The organism is Promicromonospora sp. NPDC060271, assembly GCF_042726755.1.
GTDB lineage: Bacteria > Actinomycetota > Actinomycetes > Actinomycetales > Cellulomonadaceae > Promicromonospora.
Map to the genome: position 1 here is coordinate 31786 of NZ_JBHXBG010000008.1, position 22784 is coordinate 54569.

The following is a 22784-nucleotide window of genomic DNA, read 5'->3' on the forward strand; positions in this document are numbered from 1 at the left end:
CATGGCTTCTGACATGGCTTCTGACATGGCCTCCGAGGTGGCGACATGACCGAGATGGATCCCGCCGTGGAAAGACTCGTGTTCCTGATGTCGACCGGGCTGGCGCGCGGCGCCGTCCTCGCGCTCTTCGCGCTGTCGCTCGTGATCGTCTACCGGGCCGCGCGGGCGGTGAACTTCGCCCAGGCCGCGATGGCGATCGTGCCCGTGTACGTGGCGTTCGCCGTGACGGCGGCGAGCGGCTCCTACTGGCTCGGCCTGACCTGCGCCCTCGTGACCGGCGCGCTGCTCGGCGCCGTCGTCGAACGATGGCTCCTGCGCCTGGTACCCCAGGACAACCCGCTGCCCGGCATCATCGTGGCCATCGGCCTGGTCATGGTGCTCCAGGCCGGGCTCGCCATCGCCTTCGGGCCCGACCACCGGCCCGTGCACGCACCCTTCTCGCAGCGGCCGTTCGCCGTCGGCGGGGTCGGCGTGCTCAGCCCCTACGACCTGTTCGTGCTGGTCGTGGCCGCCGTCGTCATGGGCGGGTTCGCGATCCTGTTCAACCGCACCTCCGTCGGCCTCCGGCTGCGCGCCGCCGCCTTCGCCCCCGAGACGTCCCGGCTGCTCGGCGTCCGCGTGCCCCGCATGGTGACCCTCGGCTGGATGCTCTCCGTCGCCACCGCGGCGCTCGCGGCACTTCTGCTGGTGCCCACCGGGCTCGGCCTGGACCCGCACGCCGCCGACGTGCTGTTCGTCAACGCCTTCGCCGCCGCCGTCATCGGCGGGCTGGACTCGCCGGTCGGGGCACTGGTCGCCGGCCTGGTCGTCGGCGTGCTCGCGAGCCTCGTGACCGGGTACGCGTCGGCCGCTGCGGCGCCGCTCGCGGTGCTCGCCCTGCTCACGGTCGTGCTGCTCGTGCGACCGCACGGACTCTTCGCCGCGAGGGAGGCGCGAACAGCATGAGGACCCACTACCTGAAGACCGGCGGCATGGGGCTCCTGCCGCGTGCCGGCCTGCTGACCCTGCTGGCGCTGGGCGCCACCTTCCTGCTCGACCCCTACCGCAACTACCAGCTCGCGACCTCCGCCGGGGTGTTCGCCGCCGTCGCCGGCCTGACCCTGCTGGTCGGCCTCACCGGACAGCTCTCCCTCGGGCACGCGGTGCTGATGGCCGCCGGCGGGTACGGGTACGCCCTGACCGCTACCTGGGTGGCGGGCGCGCTGGCCGGGGCCGGGGGAGAGGTGGCCGACGGCGTCGTCGGCTGGCTGCTGCCCCTGCTCGCCGGGGTGGCCGGGGCGCTCGTCGCCTCGGGTGCGCTCGGCCTGCTGCTCGGGCTCGCGGCGGCCCGGCTGCGCGGCCCCTACCTCGCGGGCCTGACGCTCGCCCTGGTGATCGCGCTGCCCTCGGCGGCGAGCGCGATCCCCGGGCTGTCGGGGGCACAGGGCATCAGCGCCCCCTTCGTGCCCGTGCCCGACGCGCTCGCCGCCCTCATCGCGGTCGAGCAGTGGCACGCCTGGCTCGCGATCGCTGTGACCGCCTGCGTCGTCACGCCCCTGGTCGCCCTGCGCGCGGGGCGCGCCGGTCTGCGCATGCGCGCGGTGCACGACGACGAGACGGCGGCCCGGCTCGCCGGCGTCGACCCCGGCCGGGTCAAGGCCGGCGCGTTCGTGATCAGCTCGCTCGCCGCGGGCCTGGGCGGCGTGGTGCTCGCGATCGTCACGCAGCAGGTCAGCCCGGGGGCGTACGGGCTCGGGTTCTCGCTGCTGCTCGTGGTCGCAGCCGTGGTCGGCGGGCTGGGCTCGCTCGGCGGGGCCGCCATCGGGGCGGTGCTCGTGACGCTGCTGCCCTGGGTGGTCGACCAGACCACCGCAGGGCTGCCCGCCGACCTCGGGCACCGGCTGCAGGGAAACCTCGAGATCGTCCTGTTCGGCGTGGTGGTCGTCGTCGTCACCGTGCTCTGGCCGGGCGGGCTCTCGCGACTGCTCCGGACCAGAAGGCCTTCCAGGAACGCACAGCCCTTTCAGAACGCCCAGCTTTCCCAGAACACACCGCTTTCCCAGAACACGCAGCTTTCCCAGAACACGCAGCCCTTCCAGAACACAGAGAGGTGATCGGAATGCGCACCACACGATCCACCGCACGACCCACCGCACGACCCACCGCACGGTCCACCGCCATCGCGGCCACCATGGGACTGTCCGCCGCCGCGGCCCTGTCGGCCTGCTCCACCCCCGCGTCCGCCGAGGTTCCCGGCGTCACCGACGACAAGGTGGTCATCGGCACGCACCAGCCGCTCACGGGACCGGCCGCGGCAGGCTTCGCGTCCATCTCGGCGGCCACCGCCGCGTACTTCGAGTACGTCAACGCCAACGGTGGCATCCACGGCCGCGAGATCGAGTACGTCGTCAAGGACGACGGCTACAACCCCGCCAACACCCAGACCGTCGTGCGCGAGCTGGTCCAGGAGGACGAGGTCTTCGCGATCGTCAACGGGCTCGGCACGCCCACGCACTCCAGCGTGCTCGACTACCTGGACCAGAACGGCGTGCCCGACCTGTTCGTCGCCTCGGGCTCCCTGACCTGGAACCAGCCGGACGAGTACCCGAAGACGTTCGGCTTCAACGCCGACTACGTGACCGAGGGCGCGGCGCTCGCGCAGCACGCGCTGGACACCGATCCGGACGCCGTCGTCTGCGTGCTGGGGCAGGACGACGACTTCGGCGCGGGCATCCTCCAGGGCGTCGAGCTCGTGCTGGGCGCGGGCGAGGTCGCGACCAACCAGACCTACTCGACGGCCGACCAGGACGTCACCGCACAGCTCGGCGCCATGAAGGAGGCCGGCTGCACGCACAACGTGCTCGGCACGATCAACGGCTTCACGGCGCTCGCCGTCGGCACGGCCGCGCAGATGGAGTGGTTCCCCAAGTGGCACGTCTCCTCCTCGGGTGCCGACTACCCGACGCTCGCGGAGTACCTGGGCGAGGAAGGCACACCGGCGCTGGAAGGTCTGGTGTCGGTGAACTACCTGCCCAACAGCCCGTCGTCCGAGTGGTACGAGCTGTTCTCCCGGATCAACGAGGAGTACAACGACGGCGCGCCCTACACGGGCAACACCACCTACGGCATGAGTGTGGGCTACCAGTTCGCCGAGGCGCTCGCCGCGGCGGGCGAGAACCCGACGAGGGAGTCGATAGTGGCGGCGGTGGAGTCCGGTGAGCTGGGCGGTAACGGCATCGCGCCGCTGACCTACTCCGCGGACGACCACTTCGGGCACCGCACCGTCCGGATCGCCGTCGTGTCGGGCGGCGCGCAGGACTTCACCGACAGCGCCTACGAGGTGTCCGAGGCGGGCGCCACCGCCGTCGAACCGGAGCAGGCGCCGCTCGAGAACGAGGGCATCCCGGCCGCTGAATGACACCGTCCCGTGCGAGGGCAGGGGGCACCAGGAACACCGCGCACGACGACCTCGGGCGCACGAGAGGGGAACCATGACGCACGAACCACCCGGCCTGGACGTCGCGGGCCTGGCCGCCTGGCTGGCCCGGGAGCACCCGGAGCTGGCGGGCCAGGCAGACCAGGCGGGCCCGGGCCTGACCGCGAGCCTCATCACCGGCGGGCGCAGCAACCTCACCTACCGGGTGGACGGCGCCGCGCTCCCGCTCGTGGTGCGGCGCCCGCCGCTGGGGCACGTGCTGTCCAGCGCGCACGACATGCGGCGCGAGCACCGGGTCATCACCGCCCTGGCGGGGACGATCCCGGTGCCGCGCACCGTCGCGGTGGTGGACGACACGGACCGGGCCGAGGTCACGGGCACGGTGTTCTTCGTCATGGAGCACGTGGCGGGCACGGTGCTCGCCCGCCCGGAGCACAACGCGGCCTGGACCCGCGCGGGGCTCGGCCGGCTCGGCGTCGAGCTGGCCGAGGTCCTCGCGGACCTGCACGCCACCGATCCCGCGGCGGTGGGGCTCGCCGACTTCGGGCGACCCGCCGGGTACCTGGAGCGCCAGCTGAAGACCTGGCGGCGCCAGTACGACGCCTCCCGCTCGCGGCCCCAGCCGCTCCTGGACACGCTCCAGGCGCGGCTGGGGACGGCGGTGCCCGACGACGGCGGGCGCACCGGGATAGTGCACGGCGACTACCGGCTCGACAACGTGCTGGTGGCCGGCCCGCCCGACGCCCCGCGGATCGCGGCGGTGCTGGACTGGGAGATGGCGACCCTCGGCGACCCGCTCGTGGACCTCGGCATGCTCGGCATGTACTGGCGCATCCGGGAGCTGACCACCTCCGCGGGGGTCGACGTCGTGCCAGGGGCGATCGTGCCCGGTGCCGGCTACCCGGACTTCGACGAGGTCATCGACACCTACGCCGCCCGCGCCCGGATCGCCGTGCCCGACCTCTCCTGGTACCGCGCGTTCGCCTGCTACAAGCTCGCGGTCATCCTCGAGGGCATCCACTACCGGTTCACCGGCGGCCAGACCGTCGGCGCCGGGTTCGACCGGATCGGCGAGCTGGTGGAACCTCTCGCCGCCGAGGGGCTGGACCGGCTCGCCGACACCCCGCCCAGGACCGCCACCACGACAGCAGGAGGAGCCTGATGGACTTCGCCCCCGACACCACCACGCAGGAGATCACCCGGCGGGTCAGGGAGTTCGTCGCGGACGAGGTGCTGCCCGCCGAGCCCGTGCTCGCCGGCCAGCTCGCCGCCACCCCCGGCGACTGGTCCTTCCGGCCGGTCGTGCGCCATCTGCAGGCCACCGCACGCGAGCGCGGGCTGTGGAACCTGTTCCTGCCCCCGGGCGGGCCGGCCGGCGCACGCGGCGGCGGCCTGACCAACCTGCAGTACGCGCCCGTCGCCGAGCTCACCGGTTACAGCCCAAGGCTCGCGCCCGTCGCCATGAACTGTGCGGCCCCCGATACCGGCAACATGGAGCTGCTCGCGCACTTCGCCACGCCCGAGCAGCGCGAGCGGTGGCTGGACCCGCTGCTGGACGGCGCACAGCGGTCCGCGTTCTGCATGACCGAGCCCGCCGTCGCGTCGTCGGACGCCACGAACATCGCGACGCGCATCGTGCGCGACGGCGACGAGTACGTGATCACGGGCCGCAAGTGGTTCGCCACCGGCGCCATGAACCCCGACTGCGGGCTGCTGATCGTGATGGGCAGGACCGCCACGGGCGAGTCCGGCACAGCGGCGCCCCGGCACCGGCAGCAGTCGATGGTGCTCGTGCCCCGCGACACCCCCGGCGTCACCGTCGTGCGTGGCCTGACCGTGCTGGGCTACGACGACCGTGACCACGGCGGCCACGCCGAGATCGTCTTCGACGACGTCCGGGTCCCCGCCACGAACCTGCTCGGCGGCGAGGGCGAGGGGTTCGCGATGGCGCAGGCCCGCCTCGGACCGGGCCGCATCCACCACTGCATGCGCGCCCTGGGCACGGCCGAACGCGCCCTGGACCTGGTGCGTGAGCGGGCCGGCGAGCGGGTCGCGTTCGGCGCGCCGCTGGCCGACCAGGGTGTCGTGCGTGAATGGCTCGCCCTCTCGCGCATCGAGATCGAGTCCCTGCGCCTGCTCGTGCTCAAGACCGCCTGGCTCATGGACACCGTGGGCAACAAGGCCGCGATGACCGAGATCCAGGCCATCAAGATCGCGGTACCCCGCGCCGTCGGGCAGATCCTGGACCGCGCCGTCCAGGTGTTCGGCGCCGCGGGGGTTTCCGGCGACCACCCCCTGGCCGAGCTGTTCGCGGGCGTGCGCACCCTGCGGCTGGCCGACGGCCCCGACGAGGTGCACCTCGCGTCCCTCGGCCGGGCCGAGCTCCGCCGTCGCGCACCGTTCCTGACCCAGCCCGCCCCCCACCCCTCCCCGGAAGGAGACCCGACATGACACACACCCCAGGTGTCCTGCCCGAGCCCGTCGCGCGCCGCACCGCCGACAGAGCTGTCGATCGTGCCGTCGACCGCGCGGTCGACGGCCCCGGCTACGGCACCCTCTCGATCGCGAGCATCCTCGCCGAGACCGCTGGCCGGTTCCCCGAACGCACCGCGCTGTACTTCATGGGCCAGGCCACCACCTACGGCGACCTCTGGGACCAGACCCGCGCGTACGCCGGGGCGCTCGCGGCCCGCGGGATCGGGCCGGGCTCACGCGTGGCGATGATCGTGCCGAACGTCCCCGACTTCGCGCGCGTCTACTACGCGACGCTCGCGCTCGGCGCCGTCGTGGTCCCCGTGCACCTGCTGTTCCGCGGCGACGAGATCGAGTTCGTCCTGCAGGACGCGGGGGCCGACGTCGTCGTGGTCGCCGCCCCGATGCTGGCGGAGGCCGCGCCCGCCGCCGCGCGGGCCGGCGTGCCGCTGGTGACCGTCCTGCTGCCGGAGTCGGCCGCCCGGCAGCTCGCCGAGCAGGGCACCGCGGTGGCACGCCTCGAGGACGAGGCGGCCGCCGCGACCCCGATCGAGCGGCACGTGGGCACGAACCCGCTGGCGGCAGCCACGATCCTGTACACGAGCGGCACCACGGGCACCCCGAAGGGCGCGGTGGGGTCGCACCTGGCGATGGTCGAGCAGGTGCACTGCTCCCTGATCGACTCGTTCGACCTGCGGCCCGACGACGTCGTCTACGGCGGCCTGCCGTTCTTCCACTCGTTCGGCCAGATGGCGGTGCTGAACATGGCCTTCCGGCGGGCGGCGGCCATCATCCTGCTGCCCGCGTTCGACCCCGACAAGGCCCTCGAGCTGCTCGTGGCTCACGGCGCCACCGTGTTCACGGCGGTGCCGACCAACTTCGCCGGCATGGTCGAGGCGGCGCGGCGCTCGGCGGCGCGGCCCCCGCTGCGGTTCGCCGTCTCCGGCGGGGCGGCCCTCCCGGTGTCGCTGCTGGAGGCGTTCGAGGAGGCGTACGGCGTGCAGGTGCACGAGGGGTACGGGCTGACCGAGACGTCGCCGTCGTGCACCTTCAACGTGACGTCCGAGCCGATCCGGCCCGGGACCGTCGGCCGCTCGATGTGGGGTGTCGACGTCGCCGTTGCCGTCGCCGAGGTGGAGGGCCGGGTGGAGCTGCTGCCCGCCCCGGCGCCGGGCTCGGCGGCCGGCGGGACCAGCGAGCTGGGCGAGATCGTGGTGCGCGGGCACAACCTGATGAAGGGGTACCTGGGCCGGCCGGACGCCTCGGCCGCGGCCGTCGTGGACGGCTGGTTCCGTACGGGCGACCTGGGGACCGTCGACGCGGACGGCATCGTCACGATCGTCGACCGCAAGAAGGACATGATCATCCGCAACGGCTACAACGTGTATCCCACGGAGGTCGAGGCCGTGCTGACCCGCTACCCGGGTGTCGCCATGGCGGCGGTGTTCGGCGTGCCCGACGAGGCGCACGGGCAGGAGGTGCACGCCGCCGTCGTGCCCTCCGACGGGGCCGACGTCGACCCGGACGCCGTGGTCGCCTACATGAAGGAGCATGTGGCGGCGTACAAGTACCCACGCGTGGTGCACGTGTCCGCGGACCTGCCGCTGGGCCCGAGCGGCAAGGTCCTCAAGCGCGAGCTGACGGCCCGGCACTCGGCGTGACGGTCGGACTACCGCGCGAGCGGGGGCAGGTGTTCCTCGACCGCCGCGCGTACCCGGTCCGGGACCGGGACCGGGCGGCGGGCGGTCTGGTCGACGAACACGTGCGTGAAGCTGCCCGTCGCGTACGGCGCGCCGCGGTCGGGCGCGCCCGCGCGGAGGATCGCCAGGTCCCAGGTGAGCGACGTCCGCCCGAGGCGGCCGACGGCGACGTCCACCTCGATCTCGTCCGGGAAGGAGACCGGGGCCAGGAACTCGCACGACGACGCGCGGGCGAGCCCGATCACGTCGCCTGCCGGGTCCAGACCGGTGTGCCGGATGAGCCACGTGTTCACGGCCGTGTCCATGGCCTCGTAGTAGACGGTGTTGTTCATGTGGCCGTACTGGTCGTTGTCGTTCCAGCGCAGCGGGAAGGGGTGCCGATAGCCCATGTCGGCAGCGTAGACCCGCTCGGAGGGAGCCGTGCAACATATTCACGATTGATGCATACTGGACACCGACTGGTCGGTCGGTGCTGACCGCCAGCGCCGGGACCAGTACCGACCAGCCAGATCGACGACGATCGGAGGACCGATGACGCTCGCACCCGCCTCACCCCGCACGGACATCCTGGAGGCCGACTTCTACTCGTTCCAGGACCTGCTCACCCCGGCCGAGCAGAAGAAGGCGCTGGCCGTCCGCGAGTTCATGGAGCGTGAGGTGCGCCCCATCGCGGACGACTACTGGGAGCGCGCCGAGTGCCCCGTGCACCTGTTCAAGCCCTACGCGCAGCTCGGCACCATCGGGTCCGGCTGGGCCGAGACGCACGGCGAGGAGACCAGCGCCGTGTTCCGCGGCTGGGTCGGCATGGAGACGGCGCGCGTCGACTCGTCCTTCTGCACCTTCATCGGGGTGTCCGGAGGCCTGGCGATGACGTCGATCGGCGTCGGCGGCTCCGCCGAGCAGCGCGCCACGTGGCTCCCGCCCATGGCGCGCGGCGACCTCATCGGCGCGTTCGGGCTCACCGAGCCGCTGGCCGGCTCCGACACCGCCAAGGGCCTGCGCACCACCGCCACCCGCACGGGCGACACCTGGGTGCTGAACGGCGCCAAGCGCTGGATCGGCAACGCCACGTTCGCCGACGTCGTGGTGGTCTGGGCCAAGGACACCGCCGACGACCAGGTCAAGGGCTTCCTGGTGCGCAAGGGCACGCCGGGCTTCACGGCCACCAAGATCGAGCGCAAGCAGTCCCTGCGCATCGTGCAGAACGCGGACATCGTGCTCGACGGCGTAGAGGTGCACGAGGCTGACCGCCTGGCGCACATCAACAGCTTCCGTGACCTGGCCAAGGTCCTGCGGATCACCCGCGACGGCGTCTCCTGGCAGGCGCTCGGCACCATGGTCGGCGCCTACGAGGCCGCCGTGGCGTACACCAAGCAGCGCGAGCAGTTCGGCAGCCCGATCGCGAGCTACCAGCTCGTCCAGGACAAGCTCGCCACCGCCTACGCGAACGTCACCGCGGGCTTCGCCATGTGCGTGCGCGTGGCCCAGCTCCAGGACGACGGCACCCAGACCGACGCCCACGCCGCGATGGCTAAGGCGTTCGTCACCACCCGGATGCGGGAGACCGTCGCGCTGTGCCGCGAGGCGTGCGGCGGCAACGGCATCACGCTCGACCACGGCGTGGCCCGGTTCTTCGCCGACGCCGAGGCCGTGTACACGTTCGAGGGCACAAAGGACATGAACCAGCTCATCGTGGGCCGGGCGATCACGGGCCACGCGGCGTTCGTCTGAGCCTCGCCGTTCTACCGTCGCGGCACGCCGTCGTCGCAGTATCGTCGCAGCACAGCTCAAGGAGGAGTTATGACCGAGGCCTACATCGTCGCGACCGCCCGCTCGCCCATCGGGCGGGCGCACAAGGGGTCGCTGAAGGACGTCCGCCCCGACGACCTCGCCGCCATGATGGTCGCCGCCGCCGTCGAACAGGTGCCGGGGCTGGACCCGGCCCGGATCGACGACCTGCTGCTGGGCTGCGGGCTGCCCGGCGGCAAGCAGGGCATGAACATGGCCCGGATCGTCGCGGTGCTGTGCGGCTGGGACACCGTGCCGGGCGCGACCGTGACGCGCTACTGCAGCTCCAGCCTGCAGACCACGCGCATGGCGTTCCACGCCATCAAGGCGGGCGAGGGCGACGTCTTCGTGTCCGCGGGCGTCGAGTCCGTCAGCTCGTTCGCCACCGGGTCGAGCGACTACATCCCGGGCGTTGACCTGCACAACCCCGTGTTCGCCGACGCGCTGGCCCGTACCGAGAAGCGGGCCGGGGCGGGGACCGGGCCGTGGACCGACCCGCGCCTGGAGGGTGTGCTGCCCGACGCGTACATCAGCATGGGCCAGACCGCGGAGAACGTCGCGGCGCTGCGCGGCGTCACGCGCGCGGACCAGGACGAGTTCGCCGCCCGCAGCCAGCAGCGCGCACAGGCCGCCATCGCGGCGGGCTTCTGGGCCAGGGACATCACCCCCGTCACCCTCCCGGACGGCACCGTCGTGTCCGCCGACGACGGCCCGCGCGCCGGGACCACCGTCGAGAAGCTCGCGACGCTGGAGCCGGTCTTCCGCCCCGACGGCACGGTCACCGCGGGCAACGCCTGCCCCCTGAACGACGGCGCCGCGGCGCTCGTGATCGTCTCGGACCGGATCGTGGACGAGCTGGGCCTGCGGCCACTGGCCCGCATCGTGTCCACGGGGGTCAGCGGCCTGTCGCCCGAGATCATGGGCCTCGGCCCCGTCGACGCCAGCCGGCAGGCGCTGGCCCGCGCCGGGCTCACCGTCGACGACATGGACCGTGTCGAGATCAACGAGGCGTTCGCCGCCCAGGTGATCCCCTCGGCGCGCGAGCTCGGCGTCTCCGACGAGCGGCTGAACGTCAACGGCGGTGCGATCGCCGTCGGGCACCCGTTCGGGATGACCGGGGCGCGCATCACGTCCACCCTGATCAACGCGCTCGCGGACGCCGGGGGCCGGTACGGTCTGGAGACGATGTGCGTGGGCGGCGGCCAGGGCATGGCGATGGTGCTGGAGAAGCTTTGATGCGGATCACCGGTGCGGTGCTGGAGCGCTGCGGCGCGCCAGCGCCCTACGCGGAGTCCCGGCCGGTGACGGTCGGGCCGCTGGAGCTCGACCCGCCACAGGCCGGCGAGGTCCTGGTGCGGATCGAGGTGGCCGGGCTGTGCCACTCGGACCTGTCGGTGGTGGACGGCAACCGTGTGCGGCCGGTGCCGATGCTCCTCGGGCACGAGGCGGCCGGCATCGTGGAGGGCGTTGGCGCGGGTGCGCGGCTCGCGATCGGGCAACGGGTGGTGATGACGTTCCTGCCGCGCTGCGGGGAGTGTGCGCAGTGCGCCACCGACGGGCGGCTGCCCTGCTCCGTGGGGTCGGCGGCCAACGGGGCCGGGACGCTCGTGGGTGGCGGACGGCGGCTGAGCCGTTCCGTCCCGGCCGGCGGGGTGCGGGCCGGCGGGGCGCAGGAGGTGCACCACCACCTCGGGGTGAGCGCGTTCGCGACCCACGCCGTCGTGTCCGAGACCTCGGTGGTGCCCGTGGACGACGACGTCCCGCCCGACGTCGCCGCCCTGCTCGGCTGCGCGGTCCTGACCGGCGGCGGCGCCGTCGTGAACGCCGGGCGGCCCGCACCGCGCGACCGCGTGGCCGTCGTGGGCCTGGGCGGCGTCGGCATGGCGGCGCTCCTGGTGGCCGTCGCGCTCGGGCACGAGGTGATCGGCGTCGACGCCGTGCCCGCCAAGCTGGAGCTGGCGCGCGAGCTGGGTGCGGCGACCGCCGTCGGGCCGCAGGAGGCCGTCGAACAGGGGCTGCGTGCGCCGGTCGTGATCGAGGCCGCGGGTTCGGCCCGGGCCTTCGAGACCGCCTACGCGCTGACCGCACCCGGCGGGACCACCGTCACCGTGGGGCTGCCGCACCCCGACGCCCGGGCGAGCATCTCGCCGCTCAGCCTCACCGCCGAGGCCCGCACCGTCGTGGGCTCCTACCTCGGGTCGGCGGTGCCCAGCCGCGACATCCCGCGTTACGTCGAGCTGTGGCGGGCCGGCCGGCTACCCCTGGACCGGCTCGTCTCCGACCGCATCGCCCTGGACGACCTGCCCGCCGCGTTCGACCGCCTCGCCTCCGGTGCGGCACTGCGGCAGCTCGTGACCTTCTGACCTGTCATTCCTGGCTCACCTGCCATCGTTCACAACGAGAGGAAACACCTCATGACCCGCACTGCCATCGTCACCGGAGCGGCCCGCGGCATCGGCGCCGCCACTGCCCACCGGCTCGCGAAGGACGGCTACGCCGTCGCCGTCCTGGACCTGCTGGAGGAGCAGGCCAAGGCCACGGCGGAAGCCATAGTGGCCGACGGCGGCCGCGCGCTCGCCGTGGGCGTCGACGTCGCCGACGAGCAGTCGGTGGCCGACGCCGTCGCCCGGGTCACCGCCGAGCTGGGCGCGCCGACGGTGCTGGTGAACAACGCCGGCATCCTGCGCGACAACCTGCTGTTCAAGATGTCCGTGGGCGACTGGGACTCCGTGCTCGGGGTGCACCTGCGGGGCGCGTTCCTCATGACCCGGGCCGTGCAGGCGCACATGGTGGAGGCGGGGTTCGGCCGCATCGTGAACCTCTCCTCGACCTCCGCGCTCGGCAACCGCGGCCAGGCCAACTACTCGGCCGCCAAGGCGGGCATGCAGGGCTTCACCAAGACCCTGGCGATCGAGCTCGGCAAGTTCGGTGTCACCGCGAACGCCGTCGCCCCCGGGGTGATCGAGACCGACATGATCCGCGAGACGGCCGAGCGCATCGGCGTGCCGCTGGCCGACTACCTGGGCGTGGCCGCGAAGGACGTCCCCGTGGGGCGCGTGGGGCAGCCCGAGGACATCGCGAACGCCGTGTCGTTCTTCTGCGCGGAGCAGTCCGGGTTCGTCTCGGGCCAGGTGCTGTACGTGGCGGGCGGGCCGAAGGCGTGAGCGTCGGTGAGGTCATCACCGTCGACTCGCCGGCGGCCCTCGCGGACGTCGTGGGTCGGACGGCGACCGGTGACTGGTTCGAGATCACCCAGGAGCGGATCGCCGCGTTCGCCGACGCCACCGAGGACCACCAGTGGATCCACCTCGACGTCGAGCGGGCGGCCGCTGGACCGTTCGGCTCCACCGTCGCGCACGGGTACCTCACCCTGTCGCTGCTGTCGCACCTGGCGGCGCCGCTCATCTCGGTGGGCGGTGCCGCGATGGTGATGAACTACGGCCTGGACCGGTTGCGGTTCCTCGCCCCGGTGCCGGCCGGCTCGCGCGTGCGGGCCCACACCGAGATCCTCTCCGCCGACCCGGCACCCACCGGCGTACGGCTGGCCGCCAAGGTCACCGTGGAGATCGAGGGCTCCGAGAAGCCGGCGTTGGTCGCGCACACGCTGTCGCTCTACGTGCCGGAGGCCTGAACGCGGCTGTCGGGCTGTCGGGCTGCTGGGCTGCCAGTACGGTGCCGGCCAGCCAGCGGCTCGGCAGTCCAGCGGCGAGGTGGGAGTGGCCCCAGAGCAAGGTAGACCCGAGGGGCAGGTGCCAGGTCCGTTGAATTTTGTTCGCCCTGGCCCCGTCTAGTTCACCTGAGCTGAATTGTTCGGCTACGCCCGCAAACCCGGGGCGCAGCCGAACGCAGTTCAGCAGACCTGGCACCTGCCCTACGGGTGATGGAGGCCGCGGAGGTCCCGCAGTGTTGCGAGGTCGATGGTTTGACAGGCGCACTCCCCGAGATGTGTACTGGTGTTCTATCGAACGCGCGTTCGATGGGGTGCTCGACCGATCCGGTCACCACCGGCAGACACCATCGCTGGAGGGTCATGACCGTTGTCACCGCGTCCTCGGAGGCGATCGCCCTCGACGTCGATGCCGCCGACACCGCCGACGCCGACCACACCGTCGCCACTCGGCACGCCCGGGCGCTCGCGGCCCTGCGGTCCGCCGAGGTGCGCACCGGCGTGCGGAAGCAGGCCACGGCCGCGCGGACCGTCCAGGCGGTCCGCTCCGAACCCCTCGCTGCAGGGCCCGCCGACCACCCCGCCGACCACCCCGTCGGCCACCCCGCCGACGGGGACGCCCGCGTCCTGCCGGTGGACCCGCGTCTCGCGTCCCTCCTGCCCGACGGCGGCCTGCGTGCCGGTACAACGGTCGTGGTCCAGGGTTCGACGTCGCTCCTGCTCACCCTGCTCGCCGAGGCGTCCCGCGACGGTGCCTGGACGGTGCTGGTCGGCTACCCGGCCGCCGGGATGGCCGCGGCGGCCGACGCCGGGTGCGACCTGGCGCGCACCCTCGTGGTGCCGCTGCCTGCCGGGTCGGGCGTCGACGCGCCCGCGGTGCTCGCCGCGCTGATCGACGGCATGGACATCGTGGTGATCGGGCCGGAGGTCGCGCTGCTGGAGCAGGACCGCCGTCGGCTGACGACCCGGGCCCGCGACCGCGGAACGGTCCTGGTAGCCGCCCTCCCCACCCCCCACCCCTCGTTGAGTGCTGGATATTTGCCCCTCCACCGGCCGTCAACAGGGCGAAAATCCAGCACTCAACAAGGGGCCGGGGGTGCCGGCTGGGTCGGGGCACATGTGGTGCTCGAGGCGACCGAGGGGGACTGGGCCGGGGTCGATCACGGGGCGGGCTGGCTGCGGCGTCGGACCCTGCGGGTGCGGCGCACCGGTCGGGGGAACGCTGCGCGACCCCTGCACCTGGACGTCGAGGTGCCGGTGTGCCGGGCCGTCGGCGGAGGTCTGGTCGGAGGAACGGCCGGCGGGGGAGCGCTCGGCGGAGAAGCGGCCGGCGTCGTCGAGCCTTCCGGTGACCGGGGCTCCGTCCCGGGGTCGCCGGGCGAGGGCTCCGCACGCCGTCCGCGGCTGGAGCTCGTCGGATGACCGACCGCTCCGGCCCCACGACGGCGGGAGCGGCCACCCGCACCGCCTGCCTCTGGGTACCCGACTGGCCCGTCGTCGCGGCCCTGGTCGTCGCCGGCCTGGGCCCAGAGACGCCCGCGGCCGTCACGGGCGGTCCCGGCGGGCGGATCGTCGCGGTGTCCGCACCGGCCCGCAGCGCAGGGGTGCGCCGCGGCATGCGTCGTCGTGAGGCCCAGGGCCGCTGTCCCGACCTGCAGCTCTGGACCGCCGACGACGCCCGCGACGCCCGCGAGTTCGAGCCGGTCGCCGTGGCCGCCGAGACGGTGGTCTCCGGGCTGGAGATCGCCCGCCCCGGCCTGCTCCTGCTGCCGTCGGGCGGCGCGGCGCGGTACCACGGCTCGGAGCGTGACCTGGCCCGCGAGCTGACCGAGCAGGTCGCCGTCCGCACCGGTCACGAGTGCCAGGTAGGGGTCGCCGACGGGTTCCTCGCCGCGGTGCTCGCGGCCCGTGAGGACGACGTCGTGCCGCCGGGGGCCTCGCGGGACTATCTCGCGGCGCGTCCCGCGGCCGTCCTCGTGCACGCCCGGCCCGGGGACCGCACGCTGACCGAGCTCGTCGACCTGTGGCGCCGCCTCGGCATCCGCACCCTGGCCGAGCTGGCCGCGCTGCCCGACGCCGCCGTCGCCGCCCGCTTCGGTGACCTCGGCGTCTGGGCGCAGCGTCTCGCCAGGGGGCAGGACGTGCGGCCGCCGGCCCGGCGCCGGCTCGAGGAGGACCTGACCGTCACCGAGGAGCTGGACCCGCCGGCGCACCGGGTCGACGTCGCCACGTTCGCGGCCCGCCGCCTGGCCGAACGTCTGCACGACGACCTGAGCCGGGGTGGCCTGGCCTGCGGGCGGCTGCGGATCACGGCGCGCGCCGTCGACCCGGTCACGGGCGAGGCGCGCACCCTGGAACGGCTGTGGCGCACCGACGACACGCTCGGCGGGTTGTCGGCCGCGCGGATCACCGACCGGGTGCGCTGGCAGCTCGAGGGCTGGCTCACGGCGTCGTCCCTCGGGCAGGGGGTCGCGCCCGCCCCGATCGCGGGCCTGACCCTGGCGGCGGAGGAGGTGGCGCCCGCCGGGGCGCTGCAGCCGCGCCTGTGGGGGCCCGGCGCGGGCGAGGACCTGCGGGCGCGCCGCGCCGTCGAGCGGGTGCAGGCGCTGGCCGGCGGCGATGCCGTGCTCACCGTCCGGCTCCAGGGCGGCCGTGATCCCCGGGACCGGGTCCAGCTCGTCCCCTTCGGCGAGCAGGTCCCGCCGGAGCGCGACCCCGACCGACCATGGCCCGGCGCCCTGCCGCCGCCCGCGCCGTCCGTCGTGCTGCCGGAGCCGGTCCCCGCGTACGTGCTCGACGGCGCCGGGCGGCCCGTCGTCGTCGACGTGCGGCTCGCGGTCAGCGGGGACCCGGCGCGCGTCGTCGTGCCCGGTGAGGGGTCGGGTGGGGGAGACGGCGCGGGTGGCGGTGCGGCGGCTGGGGCGTGGAGCGGCCTTGACGCCCTGGTCGTCGACTGGGCCGGACCGTGGCCCGTCGCCGAGCGGTGGTGGACGCCTCGGGGTAAACGCCGTGTGTTCCTCCAGGTGGTGATCGACGTCGCGGGGACTCCGGAGCTCGGTCTGCTGTTGGCGTCGTCCGCGGGGGAATGGTCCCTGGAGGCGCTCTATGACTGATGGCGTGCTGACCGGCGGAGTGCCGTACGCCGAGCTGCACGCGCACTCCGCGTTCAGCTTCCTGGACGGGGCGTCCCACCCCGAGGAGCTCGCGGCCGAGGGTGCGCGGCTCGGGCTGACGTCGCTCGCGATCACCGACCACGACGGGCTGTACGGGGTGGTGCGGTTCTCCGAGGCGGCGAAGAAGGTCGGGCTGAAGACCTCGTTCGGGGCGGAGCTGCACCTCCCGGCCCCGGGCGCGAACGGTGCCCCGGTGCTCGACCCGCCCACCGGGACCCCCGACCCGCGCGCCACGCACCTGCTCGTGCTCGCGCGCGGTGAGCACGGCTACCGCAACCTGTCGAGCGCGATCGGCACCGCGCACCTGGACGCGGGCGTCAAGGGCGCGGCCAACTACACGCTGGAAACCCTGGGCGAGGCGTCAAAAGGCGAGTGGCTGGTCCTCACAGGCTGCCGCAAGGGCGCCGTCCGCCAGGCCCTGACAGCCCCGTTGAGTGCTGGATATTTGTCCTCTCGAAACGTTCCGACAGGGCAAATACCCAGCACTCAACGGTGGGGGGAGAGTCGGGGGGATCGGTTGGACCGGGCGCGGTGGGAGGTCGGGCGGTTGATCGATGCTTTTGGGCGGGAGAATGTTGCCGTCGAGATCACCGCTAGCGGGGATCCCCGGGACGCCGAGCTGCACGACGCGCTCGCCCTGCTGGCCGAAGAGGCGCGGCTGCCGCTGGTCGCCACCACCGCCGCGCACTACGCGCGCCCCCGGGGCGCCGACCTCGCGGGGGCGCTCGCCGCCGTCCGGGCCCGCTCCTCGCTGGACGACCTGGACGGCTGGCTGCCCGGCGCGCCCACCGCCCACCTGCGCAGCGGCGCGGAGATGGCGCGCCTGCACCACAGGCACCCGCAGGCCGTGCCGACGGCGGCGGCGCTGGGCGAGGAGTGTGCGTTCGACCTCAGGCTCATCGCCCCCGACCTGCCGCCGTACGACGTTCCCGAGGGCCACGACGAGGCCTCCTGGCTGCGTGAGCTCACCTACCAGGGCGCGACGAGGTACTACGGCCCGCCCGGGAGCAACCCGGAGGCGTGGCGGCAGATCGACCACGAGCTGAAGGTCATCATCGATCTGAACTTTCCCGGGTACTTCCTGGTGGTCTACGACCTGGTGGACTTCTGCCGCCGCAACGGGATCCTCGCGCAGGGCCGGGGCAGCGCCGCCAACTCGGCGGTCTGTTACGCGCTGGGCATCACGGCGGTCGACGCTGTCAAGCACGGGCTGCTGTTCGAGCGGTTCCTCGCGCCGGAGCGGGACGGGCCGCCGGACATCGACGTCGACATCGAGTCGGTGCGCCGCGAGGAGGTGATCCAGCACGTCTACGAGAAGTTCGGGCGCACGCACGCGGCGCAGGTCGCCAACGTGATCTCCTACCGCCCGCGCTCCGCGGTGCGTGACGCCGCCCGCGCGCTCGGCTACGACATCGGGCAGCAGGACGCCTGGTCCAAGTCGATCGAGCGCTGGGGGTCGCTGAAGCCGCCCGCGGACACCCGCTCTACTTCGCCGAAGGCAGCTCGCCGAAGTAGAGCGCCTGTCCGGCTCCCCGACGCCGGCACGGTGCCAGACGGCGGCACGGTGGGATCGTCGACGCCGCTGGCCGAACCGCAGAACAAGACCGCGGCCAAGGATGCCCGGATGACTGCGCTGTGGGGTCCGCGGGAACCGCGCCCGCATGCCGGGCACGCCGGGCCGGGACGCACGAACGACGGCAGCCCCGGGATCTTCGTCGACGTGCTCGCCGAGGAGCCGCGCGCCCCCGGCGACCCCCGGCCGGCCCGGGCCGACGACACTCACGACGTCGTGCCGTTCCGCACGCCGCCGTCGGCCGCGGAGGAGGGGGAGATCCCCGACGACGTGCTCGATCTCGCCGACCGGATGCTCCGCCTGCCCCGGCACCTGGGCATCCACTCGGGCGGCATGGTGATGTGTGACCGTCCGGTGATCGAGGTGGTTCCCGTGGAATGGGCCCGCATGGAGGGTCGCACGGTGCTGCAGTGGGACAAGGAGGACTGCGCGGACGCCGGGCTGGTGAAGTTCGACCTGCTTGGCCTGGGCATGCTGACCGCCATCCGGTACGCGTTCGAGTTCGTCGAGGAGCACACGGGTAAGACGCTCACGCTGCACGGGCTGCCGCAGGAGGACCGCGCCGTCTACGACTTGCTGTGCGCCGCGGACACCGTAGGCGTGTTCCAGGTGGAGTCCCGTGCCCAGATGGCGACGCTGCCGCGCCTGCGGCCCGAGACCTTCTACGACATCGTCGTGGAGGTGGCGCTCATCCGGCCCGGCCCCATCCAGGGCGGGTCGGTGCACCCGTACATCGAGCGGGCGCGGGGCCGGGAGGACGTGGAGTATCTGCACCCCCTGCTCGAGAACTCCCTGGGCCGCACCAAGGGCGTGCCGCTGTTCCAGGAGCAGCTCATGCAGATGGCGATCGACGTCGCCGGTTTCACGCCCAAGGAGTCCGACGAGCTGCGGCGTGCCATGGGTTCCAAGCGGTCCCAGGAGCGCATGGAGGCACTGCGCGAACGGCTCTACGCGGGGATGACCGAGAACAAGATCCCGCCCAAGGTGCAGGAGGAGATCTTCGAGAAGCTCAGGGCCTTCGCCGACTTCGGCTTTCCCGAGTCCCACGCCTACTCCTTCGCCTACCTCGTGTACGCGAGCTCGTGGCTCAAGGTGCACCATCCGGCCGCGTTCTACGCGGGGCTGCTCGCGGCCCAGCCCATGGGGTTCTACTCGCCGCAGTCCCTCGCCGCCGACGCCCGCCGGCACGGGGTACGCGTGCTGCGGCCGTCGGTGACGCAGTCGCGGGTGCTGGCCAGCGTGGAGCGGGTGGATCCCTCTTCGCCGGTCGAGCCTGTCGAGACCCCCGTCGCCCACCTCGTCCGGGCCGACCCGGCGCTCGCCGTCCGCATGGGGCTGGAGTCCGTGCGCGGCATCGGCAAGGACAAGGCGGAGGAGATCGTGGCGGCACGGGCCTCGACGGGCTCGACCACCGAAGGCACGGACGGCGGTTCGGCCGGCTCCGGGTTCGCGTCGCTGCGGGACCTCGTCCGGCGGGTCGAACTGTCCACACCACAGCTCGAGGCGCTCGCGACGGCCGGCGCGCTGGAGCCGCTCGGCATCGACCGGCGGGAGGGCCTGTGGGCGGCGGGCGCGCTCGGCCAGGAGGGGCCGACGACGCTGCCCGGCGTCAGCGTCGGCGTCGACGCCCCGACGCTGCCCGGGATGAGCGAGCTCGAGCTGTCCCAGGCCGACGCGTGGGCCACCGGCGTCACCCCCGATTCCTATCGGACGCAGCACGTGCGCCCAGGGCTGGAGGCGGCGGGGGTGCTCACCGTGGCGCAGGCGATCGCCACCGAGCAGGGGCGCCGGATCGCCGTCGGCGGGGTGGTGACGCACCGGCAGCGGCCGGGCACGGCCGGGGGAGTGACCTTCCTGTCCCTGGAGGACGAGACGGGGCTGCTCAACGTGATCTGCAGCGTCGGGTTGTGGCAGCGGTTCCGGAAGGTCGCACGGTCGGCGCAGGCCATGGTGGTGCGCGGCCGGATCGAGGCGGCCGACGGCGCGGTGAACCTGGTGGCGGAGCACCTGGCGACGCTGACGCTCACGGTCCCGGCGCGGTCGCGGGACTTCCGGTAGGCGGCGCGGCGGCGACGGCGGCGACGGCGTAGCGATCCGTGCGGGAACCCGGCCGGGCTCCCGCACGGATCGTGGAGCGGTGCGGGCTCAGCCGACCTTGGTGAGCCGGAAGACCTGCGTGGCCGCACCCGTGCAGGGCTGCTGGGTCAGCCGTGTGCCGTCGGCCCCGGTCGCGGGGCCGAGCGTCAGGCACGAGCCGCTGTGCCGGGCCGTGAACGTGAGGCCGCCACCGGTCGCCGTCGGCCGCCACTGCTGGTTGGTGCCGCCCACGTAGGACCACAGGTGCACCGCGGCCCCGTTGGCGACGGCCCCCGGGCCGCCGTCGACGTCCCAGACCTTGCCGGCGTGCTGGTTGGTCACCTGGTAGTAGCCGCCCGTGGTGGGGGTGAAGCGCCAGCGCTGGTTCGCCGGTGCGGCGTCGCCGCAGGCCCACTGCTGCAGGGCGGTGCCGTCGGTGGTGCCCCAGCCGGCGGCGTCGAGGCACTTGCCGCTCGCGGACGGCGCGACCTGGTACCAGGACGCCGGGTCCGGGTCGGTCGGTGTCGTGGTCGACCGCGGGTCCCAGGTGTACGTGGCGACCGCCCGGCCCGGCAGGGTGTGGGTCAGCGAGCGGCCCTCGTCGGTGATCGAGAAGGTGCGGCTGCCGGACGACGCGTTCACGACGTAGGCGACGCGGGTGCCGTCCGGGTTCTGGTAGACGACGTTCTGCAGGCCGCCGGAGCCCTCGCTGGTCGAGCCGATGCGCCGGGCGCCGGCGTCGATGAACTTGCTGAGGTGCCCCAGCACGTAGAACTCTGCGTTGCGGGTGACCGTGCCCCCGGCGATCTCGACGACGCCGTTGCAGCGCGTGCCGCAGTGCCCCTGGTGCGGGCCGCCGCTCTGGTTGAGCGCGAGGTTCCAGTTGATCGTCGTCTCGCCGCCGTTGCGCATGTTGCGCACCACGAGGTTCTCCGCGTGCCAGACGAGCGTGTCCCCGAACGTGTTCGCCGCGTTGTCGCTGTCCGTGCCCGAGCACTCGGTGAAGTAGACGCGCTTGCCCGCCGCCACGACCTGGGCCTGGGCCTCGGGGGAGCCGCCGTAGCAGTGGAAGGCGGCGCCGACGACGCGGGAGATGCCCTGGGTGCCGTTGAACACCTCCAGCGGGTAGTCCGGCCGGTCCCAGTTGTGGTCGTAGGCGAAGAGCTGCGTGCCCAGGCCGGCGCTGGTCAGCCGGGCGTCGAGCACCCGGAAGAACTGGGCCTGCTCGGCCGCGGACATGCTCATCGAGGGGTAGCTCGTGGCGAAGAGCGGCTCGTTCGCCACCGTGAGGTCGCTGAGCGTCACACCCTGCTGCGCGTACGCCTGGATGGCCCGGACCAGGTAGTCGGCGTACTCGTCGTAGTTCTCGGCGCGCAGGCTGCCGCCGTTCAGCGAGCCGCCCGTCTTCATCCAGGCGGGCGGCGACCAGGGGCTGCCCATGAACCGGATACCGGGGTTGATCGACAGGGCCTGGCGCAGCAGGGGCAGGATCTGCTGCTGGTCGCGGGCGATGCTGAACTGCCCGGGCGTGTCCTCGTAGGTGTAGAAGCTGCCCGAGTTGAAGTCCGTGCTGCCGAGCGGCTGGCGCAGGTAGTTCAGGCCGATGCCGTCGCCCGCACGGGAGAACAGCGACCGCATCAGGCTGTCGCGGGTACCCGCGGGCAGGCCGCTGATGAGCGAGGCGGAGGCCTCGGTGACCGAGGCGCCGGCGCCGGTGAACCGCTGGGCGACCTGGCCAGGGTTCACGCGGATGTCGAGCGCCTGCGGGCCGGTGTCGAAGTTGAGCGTGCCGCCGTCGGCGAGCTTGCGGCTGCCGTCGGCGGTCGTGACCCAGACGTGTGCGGTGGTCGGTGCGGCGGCGGCCGGGGCTGCCGCTGGGCCGATGCCGGCGGCGCCGACGGCCAGGAGGCCGAGTGTGGCGAGCGCCGTCCGGACGGACCCGGTGCGGGTGGTGCGCGTCATTGCGACTCCCTCGATGGGTGGATTGTGCGGTGAGCCTACTCCTACCTACCGAGTGTTCGGTAGGTATGGATTTCCGCAGTGCGGCGTAGACCTTCCGGAGGGTCGTGCGGACCGGCGCGTGCGGGTCCGTAGACTCGCTCGGATGACACGAGAAGGCGGGCGAACCAGGGTGCGGCGTCCTCCCGTGGAGCGCCGGGCGGAGATCCTGCGCATCGCCATGGAGACGTTCGCGGAACGTGGCTACCAGAGCGCCTCGCTGGCCGAGATCGCCGACCGGGTGGGGCTGACCCAGGCCGGCGTGTTGCACTACTTCTCGTCGAAGGCCGGCCTGCTCACCGGGGTGCTGGACCTGCGCGACTCGACCGACATCGAGGAGCTCGGCGACGAGCGCCCCCGCGGGCTGGCGTTCCTGCGGCACCTGGTCGAGACCACGCGGCGCAACGCCGAGCGTGAGGGGATCGTGCGGCTCTACACCGTGCTCGCGGCGGAGAGCGTGACCGCCCGGCATCCCGCGCAGGAGTGGTTCCGGGACCGGTACCAAGGGCTGCATGCCCTGGTCGTCGAGGCGCTCGACGAGGCGCAGAGGCTGGGCGAGGTCGACGTCGACGTCGATGCCGGGACGACGGCCCGGGTGATCGTCGCGACGATGGACGGGTTGCAGCTCCAGTGGCTCCTCGAACCTGGATCGGTCGACATGGCCGAGGCTACTGAGGTGGCGATCTCCCGGCTCATCGGCAGGGAGTTGCCGTCGGCTGAGCTGCGCTGACCGGGGGCTGTGCCGCCTGACGGCGATGGAAGGATGAGTCCATGCTCGTGAACACGTCCGGTCCGGAGGATGGGCCGCCCGTGCTGCTCCTGCACGGAGGCGGAGTGGCCGGCTGGATGTGGGACTCGCTGCGCCAGAGTCTCGATCGGGTCACGAGAGATTGGCATAGGGGTGTGCTCTTCCTCGATGAGG

17 protein-coding genes are annotated in these 22784 nt (G+C 73.1%); 15 read left to right on the plus strand and 2 right to left on the minus strand.

The annotated features are described in order from the left end of the window. Nucleotides 1-45 precede the first annotated feature (45 nt). The 6 genes from ACFWE2_RS02595 (at nt 46) to ACFWE2_RS02620 (ending at nt 7548) form a co-directional block, all read left to right on the plus strand. Entirely contained in the window at nt 46-945 is a 900-nt protein-coding gene (locus ACFWE2_RS02595; RefSeq protein ID WP_377222643.1) for a branched-chain amino acid ABC transporter permease, read from the plus strand. After that, the gene (locus tag ACFWE2_RS02600) at nt 942-2093 is read left to right on the plus strand and encodes a branched-chain amino acid ABC transporter permease (RefSeq protein WP_377222644.1); all 1152 of its coding nucleotides are present in this window, start codon (nt 942-944) and stop codon (nt 2091-2093) included. Before ACFWE2_RS02595 ends, ACFWE2_RS02600 begins: the two co-directional genes overlap by 4 nt. Before the next feature lie 5 nt (nt 2094-2098). After that, entirely contained in the window at nt 2099-3397 is a 1299-nt protein-coding gene (locus ACFWE2_RS02605; protein ID WP_377222645.1) for an ABC transporter substrate-binding protein, read from the plus strand. A 73-nt stretch (nt 3398-3470) separates the two neighbouring features. Continuing rightward, a complete protein-coding gene (locus ACFWE2_RS02610) occupies nt 3471-4577 on the plus strand; it encodes a phosphotransferase family protein (RefSeq protein WP_377222646.1) in 1107 nt (368 codons plus the stop codon). After that, on the plus strand, nt 4577-5866 hold the full coding sequence (locus ACFWE2_RS02615) for an acyl-CoA dehydrogenase family protein (protein ID WP_377222647.1): 1290 nt from the start codon (nt 4577-4579) through the stop codon (nt 5864-5866). The genes ACFWE2_RS02610 and ACFWE2_RS02615 overlap by 1 nt, the downstream gene beginning before the upstream one ends. Continuing rightward, a complete protein-coding gene (locus tag ACFWE2_RS02620; protein ID WP_377222648.1) occupies nt 5863-7548 on the plus strand; it encodes an AMP-binding protein in 1686 nt (561 codons plus the stop codon). The genes ACFWE2_RS02615 and ACFWE2_RS02620 overlap by 4 nt, the downstream gene beginning before the upstream one ends. Before the next feature lie 8 nt (nt 7549-7556). Here ACFWE2_RS02620 and ACFWE2_RS02625 read toward each other — a convergent pair whose 3' ends face one another. Continuing rightward, nucleotides 7557-7976 (minus strand): acyl-CoA thioesterase, encoded by a 420-nt coding sequence (locus tag ACFWE2_RS02625; protein WP_377222649.1) that lies wholly within the window; start codon nt 7974-7976, stop codon nt 7557-7559. Nucleotides 7977-8118: 142 nt separating this feature from the next. Here ACFWE2_RS02625 and ACFWE2_RS02630 point away from each other — a divergent pair, with 142 nt between their 5' ends. The 8 genes from ACFWE2_RS02630 to ACFWE2_RS02665 all read left to right on the plus strand — a co-directional run bounded on the left by ACFWE2_RS02630 (nt 8119) and on the right by ACFWE2_RS02665 (nt 19846). Then, nucleotides 8119-9318, plus strand: a complete 1200-nt coding sequence (locus tag ACFWE2_RS02630; RefSeq protein WP_377222650.1) for an acyl-CoA dehydrogenase family protein — start codon at nt 8119-8121, stop codon at nt 9316-9318. Between the two features lie 69 nt (nt 9319-9387). Beyond that, entirely contained in the window at nt 9388-10611 is a 1224-nt protein-coding gene (locus ACFWE2_RS02635; protein WP_377222651.1) for an acetyl-CoA C-acetyltransferase, read from the plus strand. Further along, a complete protein-coding gene (locus tag ACFWE2_RS02640; protein WP_377222652.1) occupies nt 10611-11738 on the plus strand; it encodes a zinc-binding dehydrogenase in 1128 nt (375 codons plus the stop codon). The genes ACFWE2_RS02635 and ACFWE2_RS02640 overlap by 1 nt, the downstream gene beginning before the upstream one ends. Before the next feature lie 51 nt (nt 11739-11789). Next, nucleotides 11790-12539, plus strand: a complete 750-nt coding sequence (fabG, locus tag ACFWE2_RS02645; protein ID WP_377222653.1) for a 3-oxoacyl-ACP reductase FabG — start codon at nt 11790-11792, stop codon at nt 12537-12539. Continuing rightward, the gene (locus ACFWE2_RS02650; protein ID WP_377222654.1) at nt 12536-13006 is read left to right on the plus strand and encodes a MaoC family dehydratase; all 471 of its coding nucleotides are present in this window, start codon (nt 12536-12538) and stop codon (nt 13004-13006) included. Before fabG ends, ACFWE2_RS02650 begins: the two co-directional genes overlap by 4 nt. A gap of 399 nt (nt 13007-13405) precedes the next feature. Further along, on the plus strand, nt 13406-14464 hold the full coding sequence (locus tag ACFWE2_RS02655; protein ID WP_377222655.1) for a hypothetical protein: 1059 nt from the start codon (nt 13406-13408) through the stop codon (nt 14462-14464). Next, a complete protein-coding gene (locus ACFWE2_RS02660) occupies nt 14461-16155 on the plus strand; it encodes a DNA polymerase Y family protein (protein WP_377222656.1) in 1695 nt (564 codons plus the stop codon). Before ACFWE2_RS02655 ends, ACFWE2_RS02660 begins: the two co-directional genes overlap by 4 nt. Continuing rightward, nucleotides 16148-19846 carry an error-prone DNA polymerase gene (locus tag ACFWE2_RS02665; RefSeq protein ID WP_377222657.1) on the plus strand — a complete coding sequence of 1233 codons (3699 nt, stop codon included), beginning with the start codon at nt 16148-16150 and terminating at the stop codon, nt 19844-19846. The genes ACFWE2_RS02660 and ACFWE2_RS02665 overlap by 8 nt, the downstream gene beginning before the upstream one ends. Before the next feature lie 87 nt (nt 19847-19933). Here the strand turns inward: ACFWE2_RS02665 and ACFWE2_RS02670 are convergent, their stop codons facing one another. Next, nucleotides 19934-21826: an RICIN domain-containing protein gene (locus ACFWE2_RS02670; RefSeq protein ID WP_377222658.1), complete on the minus strand. Its 1893-nt coding sequence runs from the start codon at nt 21824-21826 to the stop codon at nt 19934-19936. Nucleotides 21827-21968: 142 nt separating this feature from the next. On the opposite strand from ACFWE2_RS02670, the gene ACFWE2_RS02675 reads away from it, so the two are divergent. Next, nucleotides 21969-22592 carry a TetR family transcriptional regulator gene (locus ACFWE2_RS02675; protein ID WP_377222659.1) on the plus strand — a complete coding sequence of 208 codons (624 nt, stop codon included), beginning with the start codon at nt 21969-21971 and terminating at the stop codon, nt 22590-22592. Nucleotides 22593-22784 lie beyond the last annotated feature (192 nt).

Excerpts from the sequence above, each read along its gene's own strand:
- ACFWE2_RS02595 (WP_377222643.1), top strand. The coding sequence starts at position 46 with ATGACCGAGATGGATCCCGCCGTGGAAAGACTCGTGTTCCTGATGTCG.
- ACFWE2_RS02600 (WP_377222644.1), top strand. The coding sequence starts at position 942 with ATGAGGACCCACTACCTGAAGACCGGCGGCATGGGGCTCCTGCCGCGT.
- ACFWE2_RS02605 (WP_377222645.1), top strand. The coding sequence starts at position 2,099 with ATGCGCACCACACGATCCACCGCACGACCCACCGCACGACCCACCGCA.
- ACFWE2_RS02610 (WP_377222646.1), top strand. The coding sequence starts at position 3,471 with ATGACGCACGAACCACCCGGCCTGGACGTCGCGGGCCTGGCCGCCTGG.
- ACFWE2_RS02615 (WP_377222647.1), top strand. The coding sequence starts at position 4,577 with ATGGACTTCGCCCCCGACACCACCACGCAGGAGATCACCCGGCGGGTC.
- ACFWE2_RS02620 (WP_377222648.1), top strand. The coding sequence starts at position 5,863 with ATGACACACACCCCAGGTGTCCTGCCCGAGCCCGTCGCGCGCCGCACC.
- ACFWE2_RS02625 (WP_377222649.1), bottom strand. The coding sequence starts at position 7,976 with ATGGGCTATCGGCACCCCTTCCCGCTGCGCTGGAACGACAACGACCAG.
- ACFWE2_RS02630 (WP_377222650.1), top strand. The coding sequence starts at position 8,119 with ATGACGCTCGCACCCGCCTCACCCCGCACGGACATCCTGGAGGCCGAC.
- ACFWE2_RS02635 (WP_377222651.1), top strand. The coding sequence starts at position 9,388 with ATGACCGAGGCCTACATCGTCGCGACCGCCCGCTCGCCCATCGGGCGG.
- ACFWE2_RS02640 (WP_377222652.1), top strand. The coding sequence starts at position 10,611 with ATGCGGATCACCGGTGCGGTGCTGGAGCGCTGCGGCGCGCCAGCGCCC.
- fabG (WP_377222653.1), top strand. The coding sequence starts at position 11,790 with ATGACCCGCACTGCCATCGTCACCGGAGCGGCCCGCGGCATCGGCGCC.
- ACFWE2_RS02655 (WP_377222655.1), top strand. The coding sequence starts at position 13,406 with ATGACCGTTGTCACCGCGTCCTCGGAGGCGATCGCCCTCGACGTCGAT.
- ACFWE2_RS02660 (WP_377222656.1), top strand. The coding sequence starts at position 14,461 with ATGACCGACCGCTCCGGCCCCACGACGGCGGGAGCGGCCACCCGCACC.
- ACFWE2_RS02665 (WP_377222657.1), top strand. The coding sequence starts at position 16,148 with ATGACTGATGGCGTGCTGACCGGCGGAGTGCCGTACGCCGAGCTGCAC.
- ACFWE2_RS02670 (WP_377222658.1), bottom strand. The coding sequence starts at position 21,826 with ATGACGCGCACCACCCGCACCGGGTCCGTCCGGACGGCGCTCGCCACA.
- ACFWE2_RS02675 (WP_377222659.1), top strand. The coding sequence starts at position 21,969 with ATGACACGAGAAGGCGGGCGAACCAGGGTGCGGCGTCCTCCCGTGGAG.